Annotated in this window: 22 protein-coding genes; 15 read left to right on the top strand and 7 right to left on the bottom strand. The window is 72.9% G+C overall.

Features of this window, described 5'->3' with window-relative positions:
- Window positions 1-33 precede the first annotated feature (33 nt).
- Window positions 34-1065, bottom strand: coding sequence for a Gfo/Idh/MocA family protein (locus ESZ52_RS12480; RefSeq protein WP_131105213.1), 1032 nt, complete (start codon window positions 1063-1065; stop codon window positions 34-36).
- Window positions 1066-1088: 23 nt separating this feature from the next.
- Here ESZ52_RS12480 and ESZ52_RS12475 point away from each other — a divergent pair, with 23 nt between their 5' ends.
- The 4 genes from ESZ52_RS12475 (at window position 1089) to ESZ52_RS12460 (ending at window position 6149) form a co-directional block, all read left to right on the top strand.
- Window positions 1089-1370, top strand: coding sequence for an acylphosphatase (locus ESZ52_RS12475; RefSeq protein WP_131105212.1), 282 nt, complete (start codon window positions 1089-1091; stop codon window positions 1368-1370).
- A 114-nt stretch (window positions 1371-1484) separates the two neighbouring features.
- A complete protein-coding gene (gene smc, locus ESZ52_RS12470) occupies window positions 1485-5177 on the top strand; it encodes a chromosome segregation protein SMC (RefSeq protein ID WP_131105211.1) in 3693 nt (1230 codons plus the stop codon).
- Window positions 5177-5731 (top strand): tetratricopeptide repeat protein, encoded by a 555-nt coding sequence (locus tag ESZ52_RS12465; protein WP_131105210.1) that lies wholly within the window; start codon window positions 5177-5179, stop codon window positions 5729-5731. The genes smc and ESZ52_RS12465 overlap by 1 nt, the downstream gene beginning before the upstream one ends.
- Window positions 5732-5759: 28 nt before the next feature.
- Window positions 5760-6149, top strand: coding sequence for a hypothetical protein (locus ESZ52_RS12460; protein ID WP_131105209.1), 390 nt, complete (start codon window positions 5760-5762; stop codon window positions 6147-6149).
- Between the two features lie 51 nt (window positions 6150-6200).
- Here the strand turns inward: ESZ52_RS12460 and ESZ52_RS12455 are convergent, their stop codons facing one another.
- Window positions 6201-6764: a hypothetical protein gene (locus ESZ52_RS12455; RefSeq protein ID WP_131105208.1), complete on the bottom strand. Its 564-nt coding sequence runs from the start codon at window positions 6762-6764 to the stop codon at window positions 6201-6203.
- 58 nt (window positions 6765-6822) lie between these two features.
- Between ESZ52_RS12455 and ftsY the strand changes: the two genes are divergently transcribed.
- Window positions 6823-8031 carry a signal recognition particle-docking protein FtsY gene (gene ftsY, locus ESZ52_RS12450; RefSeq protein WP_131105207.1) on the top strand — a complete coding sequence of 403 codons (1209 nt, stop codon included), beginning with the start codon at window positions 6823-6825 and terminating at the stop codon, window positions 8029-8031.
- A gap of 102 nt (window positions 8032-8133) precedes the next feature.
- On the opposite strand, the gene ESZ52_RS12445 is transcribed toward ftsY, so the two are convergent.
- Window positions 8134-9045, bottom strand: coding sequence for an oxygenase MpaB family protein (locus tag ESZ52_RS12445; protein WP_131105206.1), 912 nt, complete (start codon window positions 9043-9045; stop codon window positions 8134-8136).
- 22 nt (window positions 9046-9067) lie between these two features.
- On the opposite strand from ESZ52_RS12445, the gene ffh reads away from it, so the two are divergent.
- From ffh to ESZ52_RS12425, 4 genes are all read left to right on the top strand, one after another.
- Window positions 9068-10729: a signal recognition particle protein gene (gene ffh / locus ESZ52_RS12440; protein WP_131105205.1), complete on the top strand. Its 1662-nt coding sequence runs from the start codon at window positions 9068-9070 to the stop codon at window positions 10727-10729.
- 182 nt (window positions 10730-10911) lie between these two features.
- Complete coding sequence (locus ESZ52_RS12435) at window positions 10912-11958, top strand: LLM class flavin-dependent oxidoreductase (RefSeq protein ID WP_272948384.1); 1047 nt, start codon at window positions 10912-10914, stop codon at window positions 11956-11958.
- A gap of 39 nt (window positions 11959-11997) precedes the next feature.
- Window positions 11998-13203: a M4 family metallopeptidase gene (locus tag ESZ52_RS12430; RefSeq protein WP_131105204.1), complete on the top strand. Its 1206-nt coding sequence runs from the start codon at window positions 11998-12000 to the stop codon at window positions 13201-13203.
- 59 nt (window positions 13204-13262) lie between these two features.
- Window positions 13263-13850 carry a mismatch-specific DNA-glycosylase gene (locus tag ESZ52_RS12425; protein WP_131105203.1) on the top strand — a complete coding sequence of 196 codons (588 nt, stop codon included), beginning with the start codon at window positions 13263-13265 and terminating at the stop codon, window positions 13848-13850.
- A gap of 45 nt (window positions 13851-13895) precedes the next feature.
- Here the strand turns inward: ESZ52_RS12425 and ESZ52_RS12420 are convergent, their stop codons facing one another.
- Window positions 13896-14624: an N-acetyltransferase gene (locus ESZ52_RS12420; RefSeq protein ID WP_131105202.1), complete on the bottom strand. Its 729-nt coding sequence runs from the start codon at window positions 14622-14624 to the stop codon at window positions 13896-13898.
- A gap of 60 nt (window positions 14625-14684) precedes the next feature.
- Between ESZ52_RS12420 and ESZ52_RS12415 the strand changes: the two genes are divergently transcribed.
- Window positions 14685-15767 (top strand): amidohydrolase family protein, encoded by a 1083-nt coding sequence (locus ESZ52_RS12415; RefSeq protein ID WP_131105201.1) that lies wholly within the window; start codon window positions 14685-14687, stop codon window positions 15765-15767.
- 25 nt (window positions 15768-15792) lie between these two features.
- On the opposite strand, the gene ESZ52_RS12410 is transcribed toward ESZ52_RS12415, so the two are convergent.
- The gene (locus ESZ52_RS12410) at window positions 15793-17436 is read right to left on the bottom strand and encodes an aldolase/citrate lyase/malate synthase family protein (protein ID WP_132974532.1); all 1644 of its coding nucleotides are present in this window, start codon (window positions 17434-17436) and stop codon (window positions 15793-15795) included.
- A gap of 50 nt (window positions 17437-17486) precedes the next feature.
- On the bottom strand, window positions 17487-18800 hold the full coding sequence (gene aceA / locus ESZ52_RS12405) for an isocitrate lyase (RefSeq protein WP_131105199.1): 1314 nt from the start codon (window positions 18798-18800) through the stop codon (window positions 17487-17489).
- 121 nt (window positions 18801-18921) lie between these two features.
- On the opposite strand from aceA, the gene ESZ52_RS12400 reads away from it, so the two are divergent.
- From ESZ52_RS12400 to trmD, 5 genes are all read left to right on the top strand, one after another.
- The gene (locus ESZ52_RS12400; protein ID WP_131105198.1) at window positions 18922-20448 is read left to right on the top strand and encodes an XRE family transcriptional regulator; all 1527 of its coding nucleotides are present in this window, start codon (window positions 18922-18924) and stop codon (window positions 20446-20448) included.
- A gap of 132 nt (window positions 20449-20580) precedes the next feature.
- A complete protein-coding gene (rpsP, locus tag ESZ52_RS12395; protein WP_131105197.1) occupies window positions 20581-21075 on the top strand; it encodes a 30S ribosomal protein S16 in 495 nt (164 codons plus the stop codon).
- Window positions 21076-21077: 2 nt separating this feature from the next.
- A complete protein-coding gene (locus ESZ52_RS12390; protein ID WP_131105196.1) occupies window positions 21078-21320 on the top strand; it encodes an RNA-binding protein in 243 nt (80 codons plus the stop codon).
- Window positions 21321-21484: 164 nt separating this feature from the next.
- Window positions 21485-22012, top strand: coding sequence for a ribosome maturation factor RimM (gene rimM, locus ESZ52_RS12385; RefSeq protein ID WP_131105195.1), 528 nt, complete (start codon window positions 21485-21487; stop codon window positions 22010-22012).
- A 5-nt stretch (window positions 22013-22017) separates the two neighbouring features.
- Complete coding sequence (gene trmD, locus ESZ52_RS12380; protein ID WP_131105194.1) at window positions 22018-22737, top strand: tRNA (guanosine(37)-N1)-methyltransferase TrmD; 720 nt, start codon at window positions 22018-22020, stop codon at window positions 22735-22737.
- Window positions 22738-22772: 35 nt separating this feature from the next.
- Here the strand turns inward: trmD and serB are convergent, their stop codons facing one another.
- A complete protein-coding gene (gene serB, locus ESZ52_RS12375; RefSeq protein ID WP_131105193.1) occupies window positions 22773-23651 on the bottom strand; it encodes a phosphoserine phosphatase SerB in 879 nt (292 codons plus the stop codon).
- Window positions 23652-23657: the final 6 nt, after the last annotated feature.

Below are 23657 nucleotides of genomic sequence, written 5' to 3'. Positions count from 1 at the left end.
CTGGTCAGGTAGGCAGCGGCGCGGGTGCCGAGCTCACCTGTGCAGCGGCTCGGGCTCCTGCGGGTAGCGGACGCCGAGCTCGCGGCGGGCCGACTCCAGGATGGTCATGATCGCCACGGTGTCCGCGTGCGGGACGAGGGGTGACTCCAGCAGGCCCTCGCGCAGGCACCGGTGGACCTCCTCGACCTGGTGGACGAAACCTCGCCGGTCGCCCGTGACGTGCTCGCCCTCGTCGGGGTCGGTGCCGCGGTGGACGGTGAACGACTCCGGCTCGGCCACCGGGCCGTGCACCTCGATCCAGCCCTCGCTGCCGCGGACCACCGTCCGGGACGAGCCGTGGCTCTGGGAGTCGCAGATCACCTGCGCCACCGCGCCCTCGGCCGTCATCCACTGCAGGGCGGTCCGCGCGTCGGCCCCGGTCGGGGCGGCGGCGCCGAGCACCTGGACGTCCGTGGGGTGCCCGAGCAGCAGGTGGGCGAGCGTGACCGGGTAGACACCGATGTCGAGCAGTGCCCCGCCTCCGTTGGCGAGGTCGAAGATGCGGTGGGAGGCGTCATACTCGATCGGCACGGTGAAGGCGGCGTGGAAGCTGCGCACCTGCCCGATCTGGCCCGCCCGCACCCGGTCGACGAGGTCGCGCACCAGGGGCTGGCACCGGGTCCACATCGCCTCCATCGCGAACCGGCCGGTGTCGCGGGCGGTCTGGACGATGCGCTCGGCGTCGGCGACCGTCAGCGCGATCGGCTTCTCCACCAGCACGTGCTTGCCGGCCTGCAGGCACCGCACCGCCTGCTCGGCGTGGTAGGGGTTGGTCGTGGAGATGTAGACGACGTCCACCTCGGGGTCGGTGGCCAGCTCCTCGTAGCTGCCGTAGAAGCCGGGGATGTCGTGGGCGCGGGCGAACTCCGCGGCCCGCACGGACTCGCGCGCCGCGACGGCGACCACCTGACCGCCCTCGCTCGCCTGCACGGCCTGCGCCAGCGCGTGGGCGATCTTGCCGGCGGCGAGGAGCCCCCAGCGGATCGGGCGGTCGGTGATCGGCAGGTATGCGGTCGGTGCGCTCACGCGCCCACCGTAGTGTGAGACGTATGGAGCGCGCGCTGATCTTCGTCCGTGGGCGGGTCCAGGGGGTGGGCTTCCGCTGGTGGACCCGGGCCCGCGCCCTCGAGCTGGGCCTGGTCGGGCACGCCCGCAACCTGCCCGACGGTCGGGTCGAGGTCAACGCGCAGGGCGACCGGGCCGCGCTGGACGCGCTGATCGGCCTGCTGCAGGAGGACCCGTCGACCACCTCGCGGCCCGGTCGGGTCGACGGCATCACCACCCAGTGGCACGAGCCGCGCGAGGGGCTCGCCGGCTTCCTCGAGCGCTGAGAGGGCCCCCGCCGCCGGGAGGCGGCCGTCCCGCCTCCGGTGGCACGGCATACCCCGCGGGTATCGTGACCGGGGCCAGCGCCCGCGAGAAGAGAAGCCAGCCGAAGAGATGCCGTGTACGTCAAGAGCCTGACCCTGAAGGGGTTCAAGTCGTTCGCCTCGTCGACGACGCTGCGCCTGGAGCCGGGCATCACCTGCATCGTGGGGCCCAACGGCTCGGGGAAGTCCAACGTCGTGGACGCCCTCGCCTGGGTGATGGGGGAACAGGGCGCCAAGAGCCTCCGGGGCGGGAAGATGGAGGACGTCATCTTCGCCGGCACCTCGGGCCGGTCACCGCTGGGTCGCGCCGAGGTCGCGATGACGATCGACAACGGCGACGGGGCCCTGCCGATCGACTACTCCGAGGTGACGATCACCCGGACCATGTTCCGCTCCGGGGGCAGCGAGTACGCGATCAACGGCACGAGCTGCCGGCTGCTCGACGTCCAGGAGCTGCTCTCCGACAGCGGCATCGGCCGCGAGATGCACGTCATCGTCGGGCAGGGCCAGCTGGACCAGGTGCTGCGGGCGACGCCGGAGGAGCGGCGCGGCTTCATCGAGGAGGCCGCCGGCGTCCTCAAGCACCGCAAGCGCAAGGAGCGGGCCCTGCGCAAGCTGGAGACGATGGAGGGCAACCTCACCCGCCTCGGCGACCTGACCGCAGAGATCCGCCGCCAGCTGGGTCCCCTGGGGCGCCAGGCCGAGACCGCCCGGCGCGCCGCCAGCATCCAGGCCGAGGTGCGCGACGCCCGGCTGCGCATCCTCGCCGACGACCTGGTGCAGCTGACCAGCGCGCTGGAGCAGGAGATGGCCGACGAGCGGGCGCTCGTCGAGCGTCGCACCCGGGTGCAGGCCGCGGCCCAGGCCGCCGATGCCCAGGTCGGCGAGCTGGAGGAGGAGCGGGCCCGGTCGGCGCCGGTGCTGCAGGCCGCCCAGGACCACTGGTACGCCCTGTCCTCGCTCCTGGAACGGTTGCGTGCCCTGCGCGACCTGGCCGCCGAACGGGTGCGGCTGCTGGGGGCCGAGGAGGAGGACCTGCGCGCCGAGGCCGCCGGACGTCCCGGCGGACGCGACCCCGAGCAGCTGCGCGCCCAGGCCGAGAAGGTCCGCGCGGAGGAGGACGCCCTGCTCGCCAAGGTCGCCGAGCTGGCGACCGCCCTTGACGAGGCCGAGGCCACTCGTCGACGGGCCGAGGCCGCGCACGCCGAGGAGCAGGCCCGGCTGCACCGGCTCGCGCGGGCCGCGGCCGACCGCCGCGAGGGCCTGGCCCGGCTCGCCGGCCAGGTCGCCGCCCGTCGCTCCCGGATCGAGGCGGGCGAGGGAGAGATCGCCCGGCTGCAGGCCACGGCGGCCGCAGTGCAGCAGCGGGCCGCCACCGCCGAGCGGGAGTTCGCGGCGCTGGAGGGCACCGTCCTGGACGTCGAGGAGGGCGAGGAGGGACTGGACGCCCGCTACGAGGTCGCCGAGGAGAAGCGCGAGAGCGCCGAGGCCCAGGTGCAGCGGTGGCAGACGGAGCTGCGCGAGGCCCAGGGCGAGCAGGCCGCGCTGCAGGCCCGGGTCGAGGCGCTCGCCCTGTCCCTGCGTCGGACCGACGGTGCCAGTGCGCTCCTCGAGGCCGACCGGTCGGCGGTGAGCGGGATCCGCGGGACCGTGACGAGCGAGCTGACCGTGGAGGCGGGCCGTGAGGCGGCCATCGCCGCCGCCCTGGGCTGGGCGGGGGAGGCCCTCGTCGTGGAGGGGCTGGAGCCCGCCCAGCAGGCGCTGGGCTGGCTGCGGGAACAGGACCAGGGCCGGGCGGGGATGCTGGTGCCCGAGCTCGCCGCCGGGACGCAGGAGCAGCCCAGGGCCGACTGGCCGGACCTGCCCGGGTATGCCGTGTGGGCCGCCGACGTCGTCTCCGCGCCGGACCTGGCACTCACCAGAGCCGTGCACGGGCTGCTGGACCGGGTCGCGCTGGTCCCGGACGGGCAGGACGCAGCCGCGCTGGTGCGCTCGACCCCGGGGATCACCGTCGTGACCGACCAGGGCGACGTCTACGGACCGGGCTGGGTGCACGGCGGCTCGGCCGCCGCACCGAGCCTGCTGGAGCTGCAGTCCGCCCTCGACGAGGCGCAGGAGGGGGTGCGGGCCGCGGAGCGTCGGGCGCAGGCGGCGACCTTCTCCCTCGCCGGGGCCAGGGAGGTGCTGCAGCACGCTATCGCCGAGGCCGAGGCCGCGCTGGACGACCTGCACGACTCCGACGCGCGGATGACCGCCGTCGCCGAGCAGCTCTCCCAGCACGGCCAGGCCATGCGGGCCGCGCGGGCCGAGCACGAGCGGACCACCGCTGCGATCACCGCGGCCGAGGAGAGCCTGGCCGCCACCCGGACCGAGCTGGCCGAGCTGGAGCAGCGCCTCGCCGACGCCGAGGCGCTGGCCACCCAGGAGGGCACCGAGGACCCGGACACCTCCCAGCGGGAGCGGCTGGCAGAAGCCGCTGCCCGGGCGCGGACGGCCGAGACCGAGGCGCGGCTGGCCCTCCGGACCCAGGAGGAGCGGGCCAGGGCGCTCGCCGGGAGGGCCGACGCGCTGGAGGCCGCTGCCCGCAACGAGCTCGCCGCCCGTGAGCGCGCAGCCCAGCGGCGGGCGCGGCGGGCGCACGAGCGCGCCACCGCCGAGGCTGTCGGCCAGGGTGCGGCGTACGTGCTCGGGCTCACCGAGCAGGCGCTGGCCAGCGCGGCCACCGTGCGGCAGCAGGCGCAGGCCGGCCAGGCCGAGCTCGACCAGGCGCTCGCGGTCGCCCGCAGCCGCGCCCGCAACCTCGCGGACGAGCTGCGCGACCTCACCGACTCGGTGCACGCCGACGAGATCGCCCGCGCGGAGCAGCGGCTCCGCATCGAGGCGCTCGAGGCCCGCGCCCTGGAGGAGATGGGCGTCGACCCGGAGACCCTCGTGGAGGAGTACGGCCCGCAGCTGCCCGTGCCGCACATCCCTGGCCCCGACGAGGACCCGGACGCCGACGACTTCCCCGAGCCACGGCCCTTCGTCCGCGAGGAGCAGGACAAGCGGCTGCGGCGGGCCGAACGGGCCCTGGGGCAGCTGGGCCGGGTCAACCCGCTCGCCCTGGAGGAGTTCGCCGCCCTGGAGGAACGCCATACCTTCCTCACCGAGCAGGTGGAGGACCTGCGGCGGTCCAAGGTCGACCTGCTGGAGATCGTCAGAGAGGTTGACGAGCGGGTGGAGCGCGTCTTCACCGAGGCCTTCCACGACACGGCCGCCCAGTTCGAGCGGGTCTTCTCCCGGCTCTTCCCCGGCGGCGAGGGGCGGATCACCCTGACCGACCCCGCCAACATGCTCACGACGGGCATCGAGGTGGAGGCGCGCCCGCCGGGCAAGAAGATCAAGCGGCTCTCGCTGCTGTCGGGCGGGGAGCGCTCGCTCACCGCGGTCGCCCTGCTCGTGGCGATCTTCAAGGCCCGGCCCAGCCCGTTCTACATCATGGACGAGGTGGAGGCGGCCCTCGACGACACCAACCTCGGCCGGCTCATCACCCTCTTCGAGGAGCTGCGCGACTCCTCCCAGCTGATCGTCATCACCCACCAGAAGCGCACCATGGAGATCGCCGACGCCCTGTACGGCGTGTCCATGCAGGGGGACGGTGTCACCACCGTCGTCAGCCAACGGGTGCGCGACGTCGCCCCGCGGGGCGGCCGGCCCCAGCAGGCCCCTCAGAACGCCCCTCAGAAGGACCCCCAGCAGGACCAGGAGCAGGAGAAGGAGCCAGCCTGATGCAGGTCTACGGCGGCGCGGAGTTTCCCGCCTACGTCATCGACGGGGAGACGCTGCGCGAGGAGCTGCTGTCCGAGGAGGACACGCTCGAGTGGCTGGCGGAGACGCCAGCGGACCCGCACGCGGTCTCGTTCTGGCGGATGCTCGGCGAGCTGGACCAGGCGCTCGCGGTGGGGGAGGGCGCCCTGGCTGAGCGGGAGCCGATGACCCCCGGATGGGCCGCCGCGGCCGTCCGGCTCGCGCACGTGCACCACTGGCGCGAGGAGTATGCCGAGGCACACGAGCTGCTGAACGCCGCCGAGGAGGTCTTCGCCTCGTCGGGGCAGGGCGGGGGCGCCGATGGACGGATGCTCGCCTTCGTGCGCCAGCACCGGGCCAAGGCGCTCTTCGACGAGGGCCGCCTGGCGGACGCCGAGGCCCAGGCCCTCACCGCGCTGCGGCTACGGGAGGAACTGGGTGAGCCGGAAGGCGTGCTCGCCTCCAGCCGGGAGACCGTGGCCCGGATCCGCCGGGAAGGGGACCGCGGCGGACACGCCGCCCGAGGATTGAGGTGAGACGGCGTGGGGGCGGCACACTGGTGGCATGCTCGCTCTCGTCGTCGCCATGGTCATCTGCGTCACTCTCGGTGCCGGCGTCGTGGCCTTCGTGATGCTCGAGGCACGACGAGAGGGCCGCGGCGAGTTCTGGACCGCCGAGGGGGAGGAGCTGATCGCCGGCGTCCGCCGGACCAGCGAGAGGGTCGGCGAGAAGGTGAGGGAGCGGGGGTCCCAGCTCGGCAGCACCGCCGTCGAGCGGGGCCAGGCGCTGCGCGAGCGGCTGCCCGAGCGGCCCACCGCCAGCCAGCGCACCGGCCAGCACACCGATGGGCGCCCCCCGGCGACGGGGACGAGTCCGTCGGAGCGCCCGCGTACCCGCCCCACCGATGGGGCGGGCACCGGTCCGTCGGACGAGGACCTGCGGGCAGCCAGCTGACCCCTCCGCAGCTGGCTGTCCGGCAGGTCCCCGTCGGCTGCGTCATGCGGGTCAGGCGTCGACGGTGAGGACGTGCTCACCGTCGTTGACGTCGACCGTGACCGGGAAGGTGTCCGTCTCCCCGAGGGGCACCGAGAGCTCGTAGGGGACCAGGACCTGGGTGCAGGCCACCCCTTCGGCCTCGACGGTCGTGACGTGGACCAGGATGGCGTCCGCCTCGTGGTCGACCTCGTAGGCCACCGTGTGGCAGGGGGTGGGGGCGTTGCCCTCCACGTCCAGGAAGAGCTGGACCGGGTCCGACTCGGCCTGCCGCACCGCGAGGCTGTCGATGAAGAAGTGACCGCCCCCGCGGGTACCGGCCAGCACCTTGTCGTCGGCGTCGTCCATCTGGTCGGGATCACCCGGGGAGGTGCTGGCCTCCTCATCACCGGGGGAGGTGCTGGCGTCCTCATCACCGGGGGAGGTGCTCGCGTCCTCATCACCGGGGGAGGTGCTGGCCTCCTCGCTGCCGGTCGGTGCGTCCGCACCGGCGCCGGGGGTGTCTGTCTCGGTGCCGCAGGCGGCCACGGTGAGGGCGGCGGCGAGGGCGAGGGCGGCGGTGCTGGTCCGTCTCATGCGGGTCGGACGGTCCACGATGCGGGCAGGTTCCGGGCCGTCTGGAAGACTGTCCGCCGTGGGACCGATCAATGAGCTCTGGGAGATCCTTGCCGTCGTCTCCGCCGTCGTCCTCGCGGGGCTCGCCCTGCTGGTGGGGCTGGTGCGGGGCCGCGGCGGACGCAGCACCACCCTGCCGCCGGGCGCGGACGGAGATCGCCTGCCGCCCGTCAGCACGGACCCCTCCGGTCAGGAGCCGGGGGACGTCCTCGTCGAGGACCGCCCCGTCGACGTCGAGAACCGCGGGGGCGGCGTCGCCGTCGAGGAGATCGAGCTGGAGGAGGCCGCCACCCTGGAGCGGCCCGCCTCGGCGCGGGGCCGTCTGCAGCGGCTGCGGGCTCGGTTGGCCCGGTCCAACTCCGCCATGGGCAATGTTCTGCTCGCGCTCCTCTCGCGCGAGGGGCTGAGCGAGAGCGACTGGGAGGACGTCGAGGACACGCTGCTCGCCTCCGACCTGGGCGTGGAGGCGACGACCGAGCTGGTCGACGCCCTGCGCAGGCAGGTCAGGATCGAGGGCACCAGCGACCCGGAGCTGGTGCGCTCCTGGCTGCGGACCGACCTGCTGCGGCTGGTGGACCCCACGATGGACCGCCGCATCGCGGCCAGCCGGACCGAGGACCACCCGGCCGTCATCCTGGTCGTCGGCGTCAACGGCACCGGCAAGACGACCAGCGTCGGCAAGCTCGGCCGGGTGCTCGTCGCCGAGGACAAGGACATCGTCTTCGGCGCCGCCGACACCTTCCGCGCCGCTGCCGCCGACCAGCTCACGACCTGGGGTGAGCGCGTCGGCGTCCCCACGGTGCGCTCCCAGGTCGAAGGTGCCGACCCGGCCTCGGTGGCGTACGAGGCGGTCAAGGCCGGCATCGACCTCGAGTCCGACGTCGTCATCATCGACACCGCGGGACGTCTGCACACCAAGCGCGGGCTCATGGACGAGCTGGGCAAGATCAAGCGGGTCATCGAGAAGCTCGCCCCGGTGGGCGAGGTGCTGCTGGTCCTCGACGCCACCACCGGCCAGAACGGCATGCGCCAGGCGGAGGAGTTCGCCAAGGAGGTCGCGATCACCGGCATCGTGCTGACCAAGATGGACGGCACCGCCAAGGGCGGCATCGTGGTCAACGTCCAGCGCAAGCTCGGCGTCCCCGTCAAGCTCATCGGCCTGGGCGAGGGCCCGGACGACCTCGCACCCTTCGACCCGGAGGCCTTCGTCGACGCGATCATCGGCTGACCCGCGCGGCGGCATCCACGTGCAGGAACGGTGTGTCACAGGCGTCGGCCGAACGACAGATGTGGCACACCGTTCCCGCACCGCCGTCGCGAGATGCGCCTGTCAGGCCACGGCGGAACTCTCCTGGCTGTTGCGCGGGTCCTGCGGGTCGGACAGCGCCCACCCGACCGCTGCGGTGCCGACGCGGCCGAGCGGTCGGGCCAGCACCCGCAGCGCCACCTCGTCCGCGGCGCGCAGCGGGCCGGGGAGCCGCAGGTCGAGCAGCTCGCGGGCGTAGTCCGGCAGCATCTCGACCGCACCCACGGCGAGGAGCCAGAAGCCCGGGCGCGCGGCGACCGGCAGCGGTGGCTCGTGCAGCAGGAAGCGGGCGACGTCCAGGGCGCCGGGGGTCGTCTCGAGCTCGGGCCGGTATGCCGCCAGCTGGCCCTCCAGCTCGGCCACCGTCTCCGGCGGGTCGGGGATGCCGAGGCGCCCGGCCGCCCACGCGGCCTGCTCCACATACCGGTCCGCCTCGGCGGGGGTGAGCGGGATGCGGGCGTAGCGCTGGTGGGCGAGCAGGAAGCTGTCGATCTCGGCGACGTGCACCCAGCGCAGCAGGTGCGGGTCGGTGGCGTCGTAGGGGCGGCCGTCGCGGGCGGTGCCGACCACGGTGGTGTGCACCCTGTTGATCCGGTCGAGGATCTTCTCGGCCTGCTCCAGCGGGCCGAAGGTAGTCATCGCGATGAACTCGCTGGTGCGCTGCAGCCGTCCCCAGGGGTCCCCACGGAAGCCGGAGTGCTCTCCGACCCCGGCCATGGCCAGCGGGTGGAGCGACTGCAGGAGCAGGGCGCGGATGCCGCCGGCGTACATGCCGGCGTGCCCCTGGACACGGCAGATCGGGTCGTCCGGGGCGAAGCGACGCTCGCCGGGAGCCAACCAGATCGCGTGCGCCCGACGCTCGGCGTCAGGACCGGCGACCCGGTCGCGGAGCGCCTGGGCGAGCCGGCGGCGGGCGGTGCGAATGGGATCGGCCATCGGTCCAACGTATCCTTGCGGGGTGTTCAACTCCCTCTCCGACCGTCTCGCGCTGACCTTCAAGAACCTCAAGCGCAAGGGCACCGTCACCGAGTCCGACCTCAACGCGACCATCCGCGACATCCGGATGGCGTTGCTGGACGCGGACGTCGCGCTGCCGGTGGTCAAGGAGTTCACCGGCGCCGTGCGCGAGCGTGGCCTGGGTGCCGAGGTGCACCAGGCGCTCAACCCGGCGCAGCAGATCGTCAAGATCGTCAACGAGGAGCTGGTCTCGATCCTGGGCGGGCAGACCCGCCGGATCACCCTGGCGAAGAACCCGCCGACGGTCATCATGCTGGCCGGTCTGCAGGGATCGGGCAAGACCACCTTCGCCGGCAAGCTGGGCCGGTGGCTGGCCGACCAGGGGCATACCCCCCTGCTCGTCGCGGCCGACCTGCAGCGGCCCAACGCCGTCACCCAGCTCGAGGTCGTCGGGCAGCGGGCCGGGGTCGCGGTGTTCGCGCCCGAGCGCGGCAACGTCTTCGGTCACGACGCGGCCCTGGAGTCGGGGGAGGGGACCCGCTCCTTCGGCGACCCGGTCGACGTCGCCGTCGACGGTGTCGAGGAGGCCCGGCGCAAGGGCCACGACGTGGTCATCATCGACACCGCCGGCCGGCTCGCCGTCGACGTGGACCTGATGCGCCAGGCGCACGACATCCGGCTCGAGACCAACGCCCACGAGGTGCTCTTCGTCATCGACGCGATGATCGGTCAGGCGGCGGTGGAGACCGCCAAGGCCTTCGCCGACGGCGTGGGCATCACCGGCTCGGTGCTGACCAAGCTGGACGGCGACGCCCGCGGTGGCGCCGCGTTGTCGGTCGCGACGGTGACCGGGCAGCCGATCATGTTCGCCTCCACGGGCGAGGGCGTGAAGGACATCGAGCTCTTCCACCCGGACCGGATGGCCTCGCGCATCCTGGACATGGGTGACGTGCTGACCCTGATCGAGCAGGCCGAGAAGGCCTTCGACCGGGTCCAGGCACAGGAGATGACCCGCAAGTTCCTCTCCGAGGAGGACTTCACCTTCAACGACTTCCTCCAGCAGATGTCGGCGATCAAGAAGATGGGCTCGCTGAAGCAGATGCTCGGGATGATGCCCGGGATGCAGCAGATGCGCGCCCAGCTGGACGCCCTGGACGAGAAGGAGTTCGACCGGGTCGAGGCGATGGTCCGCTCGATGACTCCCTTCGAGCGCAACCACCCCAAGCAGATCAACGGCTCACGCCGCGCCCGTATCGCCCGCGGCTCGGGTGTCTCGGTCTCGGAGGTCAACCAGCTCCTCGAGCGGTTCGGCGAGGCGCAGAAGATGATGCGCCAGCTGAAGAAGGGCGGGATGCCGGGGATGCCCGGCATGCCGGGGATGCCGGGCATGGGTGGCGCGGGCGGCGGCAAGCGCGGCAAGGCCCAGCAGAAGAAGAAGGGCAAGTCCGGCAACCCGGCCAAGCGCGCGCAGCAGGAGCAGGAGGCGGCGCAGAAGGCGCAGGCCGCGCGCGAGGCCTCGCTGGAGAGCGCCTTCGGCGCCCTGGGCCAGGGTGAGGACGGTATGCCGTCCGGCAGCGCCGGTGACGGCGGCCCCGGTGATCTCGCCGGCCTGAAGCTGCCCGCCGGGTTCGAGAAGTTCCTCGGCGACCAGGACAAGAAGTAACCACCACCCCGACCGGGGACACGCTTCGCCCCGACCGGCGACACGCTCTGCTCGCGGACCGGCACGCTCTGCCCCCGACCACCGGTCCCACCTCACGACCGAGCGCACGGAATTCACGTGCGGACTCTATGGTTGACGTATCAACAACCGGGTGACGCAGCACCGCACCCGCAGCAGGCAGTTTGAGCGAGAGGACGACCGTGACCGTAGAGCTGGGCCTGGACACCTTCGGGGACATGACCGTCGGCGACGACGGGAGCCCGAAGACGGGCGCTCAGGTCATCCGTGACCTGGTGGACCAGGCGGTGCTGGCCGACCAGGTCGGCGTCGACTTCATCGGGGTGGGGGAGCACCACCGCTCCGACTTCGCGGTGAGCGCGCCGGACGTGGTGCTCGCGGGTATGGCCACGCGCACCGAGCGGATCCGGCTCGGCTCGGCCGTCACGGTGCTCAGCTCCGATGACCCCGTCCGGGTCTTCGAGCGGTTCTCCACCATCGACGCCCTGAGCAACGGACGGGCCGAGGTGGTGCTCGGGCGTGGCTCCTTCACCGAGTCCTTCCCGCTGTTCGGCTTCGACCTGCGCGACTACGAGACGCTCTTCGCCGAGAAGCTCGACCTCTTTGCCAAGGTCCTCGAGGAGGGTCCCGTCACCTGGCAGGGGAGCTATCGCTCCCCGCTGGTCGACCAGGAGGTCTGGCCCAAGACCGAGTCCGGCCGGCTCACGACCTGGATCGCGGTCGGCGGCTCCCCGCAGAGCGTGGTGCGCGCTGCGTCATACCGGATACCCCTGATGCTGGCGATCATCGGCGGCCCCGCGCAGCGTTTCGCGCCCTACGCCGACCTCTACCGGCGCGTGCTGGAGGAGTCCGGTGCCCCGCAGCTGCCGGTGGCGGTGCACTCGCCCGGTCACGTCGCCGAGACCGACGAGCTGGCGCGCGAGCAGCTGTACCCCCACTTCAAGGCCAACCGGGACCGCATCGGTGCCGAGCGCGGGTGGGGGCCGATGGCCCTCGACGAGTACCACTCGGAGGTCACCCACGGAGCCCTCTACGTCGGCTCCCCGGAGACCGTCGCGCAGAAGATAGCCGCGACCGTACGGGCGCTGAAGCTGGACCGCTTCGACCTCAAGTACGCCAACGGCCCCATGCCGCACAGCCAGCTGATGACGTCGATCGAGCTCTACGGCACCCAGGTCATCCCGCGGGTGCGCGAGCTGCTGGGCGACTGAACCGCGAGGTCTGTCGGCCCCGCGTGGCAGAGTCGGGTCATGGAGGGAACCCAGAGCACCCAGAGCACCCGTCGGTCGCGCGCACGCTGCCAGATCGTTCCCGGCTACCTGCTGCGCCGCATCGCCCAGGCGGAGCCCGAGCTGGCGCCCGCACTGGAGTTCGCGCTGCGGGACGGTGAGGCCACCCGGGGGCGCAGGGAGATGCTGGGCACGCGCTGGCCCGGCGGCCACGCACCCTTGCAGGGGCGGCTCATGGTGCCTCCGGTGCGGCGCGCGGACGTCCCGCCTGGGCAGCTGCCCACGCTTCCCGACCACGCGCCCCTGCCTGAGGACGCAGCCCCGGACCGGCAGGTGCACGACGCCGAGCACGGCACACTGCTCCCGGGCCGGCTGGTGCGCACGGAGACCGACGACGGCCCCTGGGAGCCGGCCGTCGAGGAGGCCTTCGACGGGTTGGGCGCGACCTGGGAGGTGCTGGCCCGCGTCTACGGCTGGGACTCGCTGGACGGCCAGGGAATGCCGCTGGTCGCCACCGTCCACTACGCGCGCAACTACGCCAACGCCTTCTGGGACGGACGGCAGATGGTGTTCGGCGACGGGGACGGGGTCTACTTCCAGCGCTTCACCGGCAGCGTCGACGTCATCGCGCACGAGCTGGCGCACGGGATGACCCAGTACACCGCCGGCCTGACCTACGTCGGCCAGTCCGGGGCTCTCAACGAGTCGGCATCGGACGTCTGGGGGTCCATGGTGCGCCAGTGGGTGCGGGACGAGACCGTCGAGGAGGCCGACTGGCTGATCGGTGCCGACCTGTTCACCGACCGGGTCCAGGGGGTCGCGCTGCGGTCGATGGCCGCGCCGGGGACGGCCTACGACGACCCCGTGCTCGGTACCGACCCACAACCGGGGCACATGGACGACTACGTCGTCCTCCCGCACGACGCCGACCACGACAACGGCGGCGTGCACATCAACTCCGGCATCCCCAACAAGGCCTTCCACCTCTACGCGACGGCCCTCGGCGGCCGGTCGTGGGAGCGGGCCGGGCTCGTGTGGTTCGACACGATGACGACGCGGGGGCTGATCCCGCGCGACTGCGACTTCGCCACCTTCGCCCGGGTCACCCTGCAGGTGGCCGCCGCCCGGTACGGCGTGGGCTCGGAGGAGGAGCAGGCGCTGCTCTCGGCCTGGGACCAGGTGGGGCTGCGGCCGGCGGAGGCCGGGCCGGGGTCGCTGTCCACCTGAGTCTCGGGATCCCCGGGAGGGGCGCGCTGCAGCCCGCGCCGCCCCGTAGGCTCGGCCGCGTGGCGACCCGACGATTCACCCGAGCCGAGCTGGAGTCCTTCCGGGACAGGGAGGTGCCCGACCTGCTGCCCGCCGACGGGTCTACCCTGCGGCTGCTCTTCGTCGGCATCAACCCCGGGCTGTGGACCGCGGCCACCCAGACCCACTTCGCCCATCCGGTCAACCGCTTCTATCCCGCGCTGCTGCGCGCCGGCATCATCGAGCACGCCATCGACCCCGCCGCCGGCATGACCGACGAGGACCGCACCCACCTGCTCGGCCGGGGGATCGGGATCACCAATCTGGTGCCACGCGCCACGGCCCGCGCCGACGAGCTGTCCAGGGAGGAGCTGCACCAGGGCGGCCAGCGGCTCCGCGGGACCGTGCGCAGGGTGCGGCCGCGCGTGGTCGCGGTGGCGGGGATCACGGCATACCGCAGCGCCTTCGGGGTGCGCGCCGCCGCAGCCGGACGCCAGCCCGAGCCGCTGGAGGGCGCGGTGCTCTGGGTGGTGCCCAACCCGAGCGGTCTCAACGCGCACGAGACCGTCGACTCCCTGGCGGCGGCCTACGCCGAGCCGGCCCGAGAGGCGGGCGTGCTCACGCCCTGACCCGCCCTGCTGCCCGCTGCCGGGCCGCGCGCCCGGGGCCGAAGGTCAGTGGGGGGCGCTGTCCACCACGATGCGTGACGGGTCGCGGTCTGAGGGGCGCCACTGCTGGACCGAGCCGACCGGGACGAAGCCGCGGCGCAGGAAGAACCGCAGCGAGCGGGCGTTGCCTGGCGTGACCGACGCCACCACCAGCTCGCCGCGGGGCACCTGGGCCAGCGCCCCGGCGAGCAGCGCCTCAGCGGTCCCGTCCTCGTCCTGCAGCCCCACCTCGGTCAGACCCGCGATGCCGCGGGACAGCGTGGTCAGCCCCGTCGCTGCGGGGTCCGGCAGCCCGAGGACCCGCACCTCGTCGCGCCAGAGGCTGGCATGGCGGGCGCGCGCCGCACCGGACAGGTCGGGGCGAGGCACGAGGGGCCCCACGGGGACAGCACTGCTCGGTCCGGCGCCGCCCGCCCCGGTGGGGCCCGCTCCGGTGCCGTCCTTCCCCGTGCCGTGCGCGACCAGCAGCACGTCCAGCACCCCGATCTCACCCCGACCCGCCAGCGCGGTCACCAGCCGCGGGTCGTGGACAACGCCGTAGCCGTGTGCACCGAGCAGCAGCAGCGCCTGGTCGTCCACGTCGCCACCGACGGCCAGCACCGCGTGCCCGGTGAAGGCCACCGCGGCCTCGACCCCGTCCCGCCAGGGCCGCGCCCGGGAGACCCCGCCGTCGACCGGCGGGAACCGCCCGTCGGCCGCCGCGTGCAGCAGCGCGGCGAGATCGACCCGGTCCATGAGCACAGGGCAGAACCTACTCGCTAGCCTGAGCGGACGGCATACCCGCAAGGAGGCGAGATGAGCGCACCGGCGCTGCACATCCAGGGCCAGGTCCTGGTCGGTCCCGAGGAGGTCCTGGACGAGGTCTGGGTCATCGACGGGGTGGTCAGCCTCACCCCGCCCACGTCGGGGGAGGTGCAGACCGTGCAGGGGTATGCCGTGCCCGGGCTGGTCGACGCCCACTGCCACGTCGGGCTGGAGGCGCACGGGGCGGTCGACGACGCCCGCGCGGAGGAGCATGCCCTCGCCGACCGGGAGGCAGGCGCGCTGCTGCTGCGGGACGCCGGCAGCCCCGCCGACACCCGGTGGGTGCAGGAGCGGGAGGACCTCCCGCGGCTGATCCGCGCCGGGCGTCACATCGCCCGCACCAGGCGCTACCTGCGCAACTTCGCCTGGGAGATCGAGCCGGAGGACCTGGTGGAGTACGTGCGTCAGGAGGCCCGCAACGGGGACGGCTGGGTCAAGCTGGTCGGTGACTGGATCGACCGCGAGACCGGCGACCTCGGGATCTGCTGGCCGGTGGACATCCTCACCGAGGCGATCGCTGCCGCGCACGAGGAGGGGGCGCGGGTGACCGCGCACTGCTTCGGTGAGCAGTCGCTGGTCGACTTCGCGGCGGCCGGGACCGACTGCATCGAGCATGCGACGGGGTTGACCGACGAGACGATCGACACCTTCGCCGCCCAGCAGATCGCGATCGTCCCGACGCTGGTCAACATCGACAACTTTCCCGCCTTCGCCGAGGCGGGGCGGAGCAAGTTCCCCACGTACGCCGACCACATGATGGACCTGTACGAGCGCCGGTACGAGACCGTGGCCAAGGCGCGCGAGGCCGGGGTCCCGGTCTACGTGGGCACCGACGCCGGTGGTCAGCTGCCGCACGGGCTGGTGGCCCGGGAGGTCGAGGCGCTGACCAGGACGGGTATGTCGAACCTCGAGGCGATCGGGGCGGCCACCTGGACGGCGCGGGAGTGGCTGGGCCGGCCCGGCATCGCCGAGGGCGAGTCGGCCGACATCGTGGTCTACCGCGACGACCCGCGCGAGGACGTGCGGACCATGGCCGACCCGCACCGGGTGATCCTGCGCGGGCACCTCTACTAGAGCGGGCTCTGCTCAGGCCGTCCGGTCACGCCACCGCGACGTCGCCGTCCCCGTTCAGCTCCACGGACAGCAGGGCATCGTAGGCCTGCTGGTACAGGAAGGCCGGCGGCTCCTCGACGACCACCGAGTCGCGGAGCAGGGTGACCGCCAGCCGCAGCAGGTCCTCCTTGGCTCCGCGCCGGCGCAGCAGGGCGACCTCGTCCTCCAGCATCCGGTCCAGCAGCCGCTCCGACATCGTCGGTCCCTCGGCCAGGCGGGTGCCGTGCAGGAGCCACTGCCACAGCTGCATCCGGTTCAGCTCCACGGTGCCGAAGTCCTCGACGTGACCAGCCAGGGTGACGGTGCCCTCCCCGGCGAGCCAGGCGGTCAGGTAGGCCAGCGAGGAACGCAGCGCGGTGCGGACCCCGGTGAGGGTGGCCGAGCCGGCCAGGGAGCTGACGTCCCGGAGGGCCGCCGGGTCGATCGCCCCGGAGGGACGGTCCGGCTCGGGCAGGTCTTCTTTCTCCCGGCGCCGGTGGCGCTCCTCGAACGGCGCGCGGGCCACGGGCACCAGCGCCGGGTGCAGGACCCAGGCGCCGTCGAAGCCCTCGCCGGCCTCCCGGGCCTTGTCACGGTGCACCCGGGCATGGGTCATCGACACCGACTCGTCGAACGGGCCGCCGGCGGCCAGGGCGATCGGGCCGCCGATGGCCTGAACGCCGCGGCGGCGGCAGACCCGCACGATCGCGTCCGAGTAGGTCCGCAGGAACCGGGTGTTCATCGTGAAAGCGTCCCGGTCAGGCAGCACGTGATCGGGCCGGTCGCCGTAGGTGCGCAGGTGGGAGAAGACGTAGTCCCACCGTCCGGCGGCCAGCCCGGTCACCCTCTCCCGCAGCTCGTGGACGATGTCCTCCAGCTGGTAGACGGCCTGCACCGTCTCCACGAGCACGCTGACGCGGGTGCAGCCCTGGGGTAGGCCGAGCAGCTCCTCCATCCGGGTCAGGGTGCGGTCCCACCAGTGCGCCTCCGCCGCCGTCTCCAGCTTGGGCAGGTAGAGGTACGGGCCCGTGCCGTTCTCCTGCAGCGTCGCCCCGCACCGGGCCAGGAAGGTGAAGGTGTCGATGAGCGCGGCGCTCGCCGGCGCGTCGTCGACGGGCAAGTGCGCCTCGTGCAGGTGCAGCCCGCGGGGGCGGACCATGAGCGTGGGAACGCCGGGTTCGGGGTTGCCGCTCCGGGTGGCCGCGACCTCCTGGATGACCCGGTGGGCCTCCACCAGTCGCGCCTGGGTCGGGACGAGCATGTCCTCCAGGTCGGCCACCCACACATCGGCCCCCGAGGCCAGGGCACCCTTGGCGTGCTCCGGGGTAGCTGGGGTGGCCAGCTCCACGAGCCGGTAGGTCAGGTCTGCCGGGTGCGGTCGCACCCGCCAGGCGTCGTCGTCGCGGGCGTGGCTGGCCGCGGCCGGCACCTCGAGCTCGGCACCCTCGCGGATCGTCCGCGACAGGTCCTTGCGGGCGGCGATGAGCGCCTGCAGCTCGGTGCGCGTCTCCCGCTCCAGCGTGCGCAACGCCTCGACGGCGGTCTCGTCGAGCAGTGCGGTGGGGTACTGGTCCATCGTGTCCTCGTCCTGCGTGCGTCGTGGGGGCCGTGCCGCCGGCACCGGGTGGAAACCCAGGGTATGCCGCGGCACCCGGGACAGGCCATGACGCGTCCCGGGTGCCGTCGAGCGGTGCCGGACGGTCAGTGGTGGAACTGCTCGGTCTCGGTGGAGCCGGACAGCGCGGTGGTGGAGGACTCCGGGTTGACCGCGGTGCTCACGGCGTCGAAGTAGCCGGTGCCGACCTCCGCCTGGTGCCGCACGGCGGTGTAGCCGCGCTCGGCGTCGGCGAACTCGGCCTCCTGCAGCTCCACGTAGGCGCTCATGCCCCGGCGGGAGTACCCGTGCGCCAGGTGGAACATGCCGTGGTTGAGGGAGTGGAAGCCGGCCAGGGTGATGAACTGGAAGGCGTAACCCAGCTCGCCCAGCTTGTCCTGGAACTCGGCGATCTCGGTGTCGGACAGCGCCGACTTCCAGTTGAAGGAGGGGCTGCAGTTGTAGGCCAGCTGCTGCCCCGGGAAGTCCTTGTGCAGCTCCTGGGCGAACTCCCGCGCCAGGCCCAGGTCCGGAGTGCCGGTCTCGACCCAGATGAGGTCGGCGTAGGGCGCGTAGGCCTTGGCCCGCGCCAGCACCGGCTCGATGCCGTTGCGGACCCGGAAGAAGCCCTCGGGGGTGCGCTCGCCGGTGGTGAACTCCTGGTCGATCTCGTCCACGTCGCTGGTCAGCAGGTCCGCGGCCAGGGCGTCGGTGCGGGCGATGACGATCGAGGGGACCCCGAGCACGTCGGCCGCGAGGCGGGCGGAGTTCAGGGTGCGCACGTGCTGGGAGGTCGGCACCAGCACCTTGCCGCCCAGGTGGCCGCACTTCTTCTCCGAGGCCAGCTGGTCCTCCCAGTGCACGCCGGCGGCCCCGGCGGCGATCATCGACTTCATCAGCTCGAAGACGTTGAGCGGACCACCGAAGCCGGCTTCGGCGTCCGCGACGATGGGCGCGAAGTAGTCGACGTCGGTCTCGCCGTTCATCCACGCGATCTGGTCGGCGCGCTTGAGCGCGTTGTTGATCCGGCGGACCACGGCCGGCACCGAGTTGGCGGGGTAGAGGCTCTGGTCGGGGTAGGTCTCGCCAGCCAGGTTGGCGTCGGCGGCCACCTGCCAGCCGGAGAGGTAGATGGCCTCCAGCCCGCCCTTGACCATCTGCACGGCCTGGTTGCCGGTCAATGCGCCCAGGGCGCGGGTGAAGGGCTTGGTCTGCAGGGCCTCCCAGAGGCGCTCGGCGCCCCGCCGGGCCAGGGTGTGCTCCTCGACCACAGAGCCGCGCAGCCGCACGACATCCTCGGCGGTGTAGCGGCGCTCGACGCCGTTCCATCTGGGGTTGCTCGCCCAGTCGTGCTCGATCTCCTGAGCCTGCTGCGCGAAGGGGGTCTGCTCGGTGGCGGTACCTGGGGTGGTGGTCGTCATCGTCGGCTCCCGTGGGGTGAAGGGGTAAAGCGGGCTGATGCCACGAGTCTGCTCGCACTTGGAGGGCCTTGGGGCGGCCAGGTGCTGTCAAGAAGGTCGATTCTTTCGCTAAGGTGCAGGTATGACGAGTTCTCACGCCCGGGTTCTCCCCTTCCGCCCCTCCACCCGCCTCGAGGGGGTCGGGGACGAGACGCGGGCAGGCCAGGCCGACCCCGTGGCGGTCGGGCGACGCATCCGGCACCACCGCAGGCGTCGCGGGCTGACCCTGGCCGACGTGGCGACCGAGGTCGGCCTGTCGCCATCCGCGCTGTCGCTCATCGAGAACGGCCGTCGGGAGCCTCGGGTGTCGACGCTCGGGGCGCTGGCTGCGGCGCTGGGGGTGGACACCGCTGCGCTGCTGTCCGGCGGGCCGCCGACGCGCCGGGACGCGCTGGAGGTGCGCTGGGAGCGCGCCCAGCGCTCCGAGGGGTTCGCGACCCTCGGCATACCTCCGGTCCGCACCGGCGCGGGCCTGCCGGACGACGCGCTCGAGGCGTTGGTGGGGCTCTACGAGACGGTGGTGGGTTTGCAGCAGCAGCGTGCGGCCACGCCCGAGTTCGCGCGCCTGGCCAACGCGGAGCTGCGCGCACTGATGCGTGAGGCGGACAACTACTTCCCGGAGATCGAGGCGCGGGCCGCCGAGCTGGTCCGCGCAGTCGAGCACGGTCACGGACCCATCACGCGGGAGGCGGTCAACCGGATGGCCCGGCACGTCGGGTTCGAGCTGCAGGTCGTCCCGGACGTCCCGGCCTCGACCCGGACGGTCACCGACCTGGAGCACCGGCGGATCTACCTGCCGGCCCGCGGCGCTCATGACACCCGGGCCGCCGCGCTGCAGGCCCTGGCGCACGTCGTGCTGGAGCACGAGCCGCCACGGGACTACGCCGAGTTCCTCGCCCAGCGCGTGGAGATCAACTACTTCGCGGCCGCCGTGCTCGTGCCCGAGCTGACCGCGGTGCCCTTCCTCCAACGGGCCAAGGCAGAGCGGGACATCGCCCTGGAGGACCTCCGCGACGCCTACGGCGTGTCCTACGAGACCGCCGCCCACCGCTTCTGCAACCTGGCCACGCGGCACCTGGACCTGCGGGTGCACTTCATGCGCATCAGCGCAGACGGTGTGATCTACAAGGCCTACGAGAACGACGGCGTGCGCTTCCCGATGGACGCCTCCGGGGCGATCGAGGGGGCCCGGGTATGCCGTGCCTGGACGGCCCGCGTCGTCTTCGAGCAGCCAGTGGGCTCGGCCTACGCCCAGTACACCGACACCGGCCGCGGCACCTTCTGGTGCACCGCCGTCGCCGAGCACACCCCCGCGGGGGTCTTCTCGGTCAGCCTCGGGGTGCCCTTCGAGCAGGTGCGGTGGATGAGAGGCCGGGAGACGACGCAGCGACGCGTCTCGCGCTGCCCCGACCCCCGGTGCTGCACGCAGCCACCGGCGGAGCTGGCTCGGCAGTGGGCGGGCAAGGTCTGGCCCAGCGCCCGCGCGCACTCCCACCTGCTCGCCGTCATGCCGCCCGGGGTCTTCCCCGGGGTGGACGACACGGAGGTCCTGCGGTTCGTCGCCGAGCAGGCGCCCGGTTGGGAGGGCGCCGAGGATCTGGCACAATGATCCTGTACCCATCTGCGGTCGGTCCCTCTCACCTGCCCGGATGTGTCCACGGCGACCCGGCCGCCGCGCGTGTTCCCCACGCGGACCGCAGGGTCGCACACACCAGACCAAGAATGAGGAGACACCGCACACGTGGCTGTCAAGATTCGCCTGAAGCGCATGGGCAAGATCCGTGCACCGTACTACCGCGTCGTCGTCATGGACTCCCGCACCAAGCGGGACGGCCGGGCGATCGAGGAGATCGGCAAGTACCACCCCACCGAGGAGCCCTCGCTCATCGACATCGACTCCGAGCGGGTGCAGTACTGGCTCGGCGTCGGCGCCCAGCCCACCGAGCAGGTCGCCGCGCTGCTGAAGGTCACCGGTGACTGGCAGAAGTACAAGGGTGAGCCCGGTGCCGAGGGCACCCTGAAGCACAAGGAGCCCAAGCCGGACAAGCGTGCCCTCTACGAGGCCGCGCTCGCCGCTGCGGACAAGGAGGACGGCGGTAACGCGCCCGAGACCCGTCGCCGCAAGCCCAAGGCCGAGGAGCCCAAGGCCGAGGAGCCCAAGGCTGAGGAGACGCCCGCCGAGAGCAGCGGTGACGCGGCTGCCGAGGAGACCCAGACCGACAAGGCCGAGGCCTGACCGTGATCGAGGAGGCCTTGGAGCACCTGGTCAAGGGCATCGTCGACCACGACGGTGATGTGTCCGTGCGCAGCAAGAACGCGCGCTACGGCGACATCCTCGAGGTCCGGGTCCACCCCGACGACCTCGGCCGGGTCATCGGTCGCCGCGGCCGCACCGCCAGCGCGTTGCGCACGGTGGTCGGGGCCCTGGCCGGTGGTCAGAAGGTCCGGGTCGACATCGTCGACACCGACCGGGTCCGCTGACTGTCCGCTGACTGGCCGTTGGGCTCTCCGCCGAGCTCCACGGTGACCGTCCGCTGACCGGCGCCAACACCTCCCGACGGCCCGCCCCGCGCACCCGCGCAGGGCGGGCCGTCGTCATCTCCCCGCGTCATACCTCGACCCGTCCCCGACCGCAAGGAAGTCAGATGAGCCAGCCCGACACCTACGTCGTGGCCCGTGTGGGCAAGCCGCACGGGCTGCGCGGTGAGGTCACCGTGCAGGTGCACACCGACGAGCCCGAGCGCCGGTTCGTGACCGGGGCCGTCTTCGCCACCGAGCCGGAGGGCGCCGGCCCGCTGGAGCTGGCGACGGTCCGGGTGCATCAGGGCACCTATCTGCTCGGCTTCGTCGGGCACACCGACCGCAACGCCGCCGAGGCGCTGCGCGGCACTCGCCTGCTGGCACCGGACGCCGACGAGCCCGACGACGAGGACGCGTGGCGCGAGGAGGACCTGCTGGGCATGGGGGTGGTCCTCACCGACGGCAGCACTGTCGGCGAGGTTGCCGCCCTGCACCTGCGCGAGGTGCAGGACCTGCTGGAGGTCCGCACCCCCGACGGCCGGGACCTGCTGGTGCCGTTCGTGGAGGAGCTGGTGCCCGAGATCGACGAGGACGCCCGCCGGGTCGTCCTGGACCCCCCACCTGGCCTGCTGGAGCTGGGGGAGGAGCAGTGAGCCACGTGGCCGGTCTCCGCATCGACGTCATCACGATCTTCCCGGACTACCTGGCGCCGCTGGAGCTGTCCCTGCTGGGGCGTGCCCGCGAACGCGGACTGCTCGACGTGCGGGTGCACGACCTGCGGGAGTGGACCCACGACCGTCACCGCACCGTCGACGACACCCCCTACGGGGGCGGCGCCGGGATGGTGATGCGTCCGGAGCCGTGGGGCGAGGCGCTGGACGACGTCCTGGGCTCGGGCGCGGACGGCGCGAGCCCGCACCTGATCCTCCCGGGGCCCGGCGGCACACCGTTCACGCAGGCCCGGGCGCGGGAACTGGCCCAAAAAGACTGGTTGGTCTTCGCCTGCGGGCGCTACGAGGGGATCGACGAGCGGGTCTACGAGGAGTATGCCGATCGGCTGCCTGTCAGCGTGCTCTCCCTCGGCGACTACGTCCTCAACGGCGGTGAGGTCGCCGTCCTGGCGATGACGGAGGCGATCGGGCGCCTGGTGCCCGGCGTGGTCGGCAACGCCGAGTCGCTGGTGGAGGAGTCCCACGAGGACGGCCTGCTCGAGTACCCGGTCTACACCAAGCCCGCGCTCTGGCGCGGCCGCGAGGTGCCACCCGTCCTGCTCTCCGGCGACCACGGCAAGGTCGCCGCCTGGCGGCACGAGCAGCGGCTGGAGCGCACCGCCGCCAGGCGTCCGGACCTCATGGAGCGCCTCGGCCAGGACCGCTGACCGCAGAATTCGTCCGGTGAGCGGAGGCTCCCGGGTCAGGGGTGCACGAACTCCTGCGCCGCATACCCCTGCAGGTAGAGCACCGCGGTGAGGTCACCGTGGTTGACCCGCACCTCGGACCGCGCAGCGACCGCCGGCTTGGCGTGCAGCGCAACGCCGGTGCCGGCCAGGGTGAGCATGTCGAGATCGTTGGCGCCGTCACCCACCGCGATGGCGCCCAGGGGGGTCAGCCCCAGCCCGGCGGTGATCTCCCGCAGCGCGGCCACCTTCGCCGCGCTGCCGAAGACCGGCTCGAGGACGGTGCCGGTGAAGTGCTCGTCCTCCACGGCCAGGGTGTTGGCGCGGTGCTCGTCGAAGCCCAGCCGCGTGGCGACCGGGGAGGTGAAGTGGGTGAAGCCCCCGGAGACGAGCGCAGTGTGGGCCCCGTGCTCCCGCATGGTGGCGATCAGCTCGGGGCCGCCGGGCGTGAGCGTCACCCGCTCGGTCAGCACCGTGTCGACCACCGATGTCGGCAGGCCCGCGAGGAGCGCGACCCGGGCCCGCAGCGCCGCGGCGAAGTCGAGCTCGCCGTTCATGGCCCGCGCCGTGATCTCGGCGACGTGGTCGCCCACGCCGGCGTGCGCGGCCAGCTCGTCGATGCACTCCTGCTCGATCATCGTCGAGTCCATGTCCGCGAGGAGGACCCGCTTGCGCCGACCCTCAGCGGGTTGGATGACGAGGTCGAACCCGCGGTCCTGCCAGTGCTCCCAGACCTCCCACCGATCCTCCGGCATGCCGTGCAGGTCCGCCTCGTAGGCCACCCCGGGGGCCAGCCAGCGGTCCTCGCCGAGCGTCCACTGCCGGCCCAGCTCGTGAACCGCGGCCGCTGTCAGGTCCGCCCGGTCAGGAGCCGCGAGCACGGTGAGGGTAAGCACGCGGGG

The organism is Ornithinimicrobium sufpigmenti (assembly GCF_004322775.1).
GTDB lineage: Bacteria > Actinomycetota > Actinomycetes > Actinomycetales > Dermatophilaceae > Ornithinicoccus > Ornithinicoccus sufpigmenti.
The sequence above is the reverse complement of the archived record's forward strand: the minus strand, read 5'-3'. Positions and strand labels throughout refer to the sequence as shown.

What these genes read in the sequence shown, in the direction of transcription:
- ESZ52_RS12475 (WP_131105212.1), top strand. Translation starts at nt 1,089, where the DNA reads ATGGAGCGCGCGCTGATCTTCGTCCGTGGGCGGGTCCAGGGGGTGGGC.
- ESZ52_RS12465 (WP_131105210.1), top strand. Translation starts at nt 5,177, where the DNA reads ATGCAGGTCTACGGCGGCGCGGAGTTTCCCGCCTACGTCATCGACGGG.
- ESZ52_RS12460 (WP_131105209.1), top strand. Translation starts at nt 5,760, where the DNA reads ATGCTCGCTCTCGTCGTCGCCATGGTCATCTGCGTCACTCTCGGTGCC.
- ESZ52_RS12455 (WP_131105208.1), bottom strand. Translation starts at nt 6,764, where the DNA reads ATGAGACGGACCAGCACCGCCGCCCTCGCCCTCGCCGCCGCCCTCACC.
- ESZ52_RS12445 (WP_131105206.1), bottom strand. Translation starts at nt 9,045, where the DNA reads ATGGCCGATCCCATTCGCACCGCCCGCCGCCGGCTCGCCCAGGCGCTC.
- ESZ52_RS12430 (WP_131105204.1), top strand. Translation starts at nt 11,998, where the DNA reads ATGGAGGGAACCCAGAGCACCCAGAGCACCCGTCGGTCGCGCGCACGC.
- ESZ52_RS12420 (WP_131105202.1), bottom strand. Translation starts at nt 14,624, where the DNA reads ATGGACCGGGTCGATCTCGCCGCGCTGCTGCACGCGGCGGCCGACGGG.
- ESZ52_RS12415 (WP_131105201.1), top strand. Translation starts at nt 14,685, where the DNA reads ATGAGCGCACCGGCGCTGCACATCCAGGGCCAGGTCCTGGTCGGTCCC.
- aceA (WP_131105199.1), bottom strand. Translation starts at nt 18,800, where the DNA reads ATGACGACCACCACCCCAGGTACCGCCACCGAGCAGACCCCCTTCGCG.
- ESZ52_RS12400 (WP_131105198.1), top strand. Translation starts at nt 18,922, where the DNA reads ATGACGAGTTCTCACGCCCGGGTTCTCCCCTTCCGCCCCTCCACCCGC.
- rimM (WP_131105195.1), top strand. Translation starts at nt 21,485, where the DNA reads ATGAGCCAGCCCGACACCTACGTCGTGGCCCGTGTGGGCAAGCCGCAC.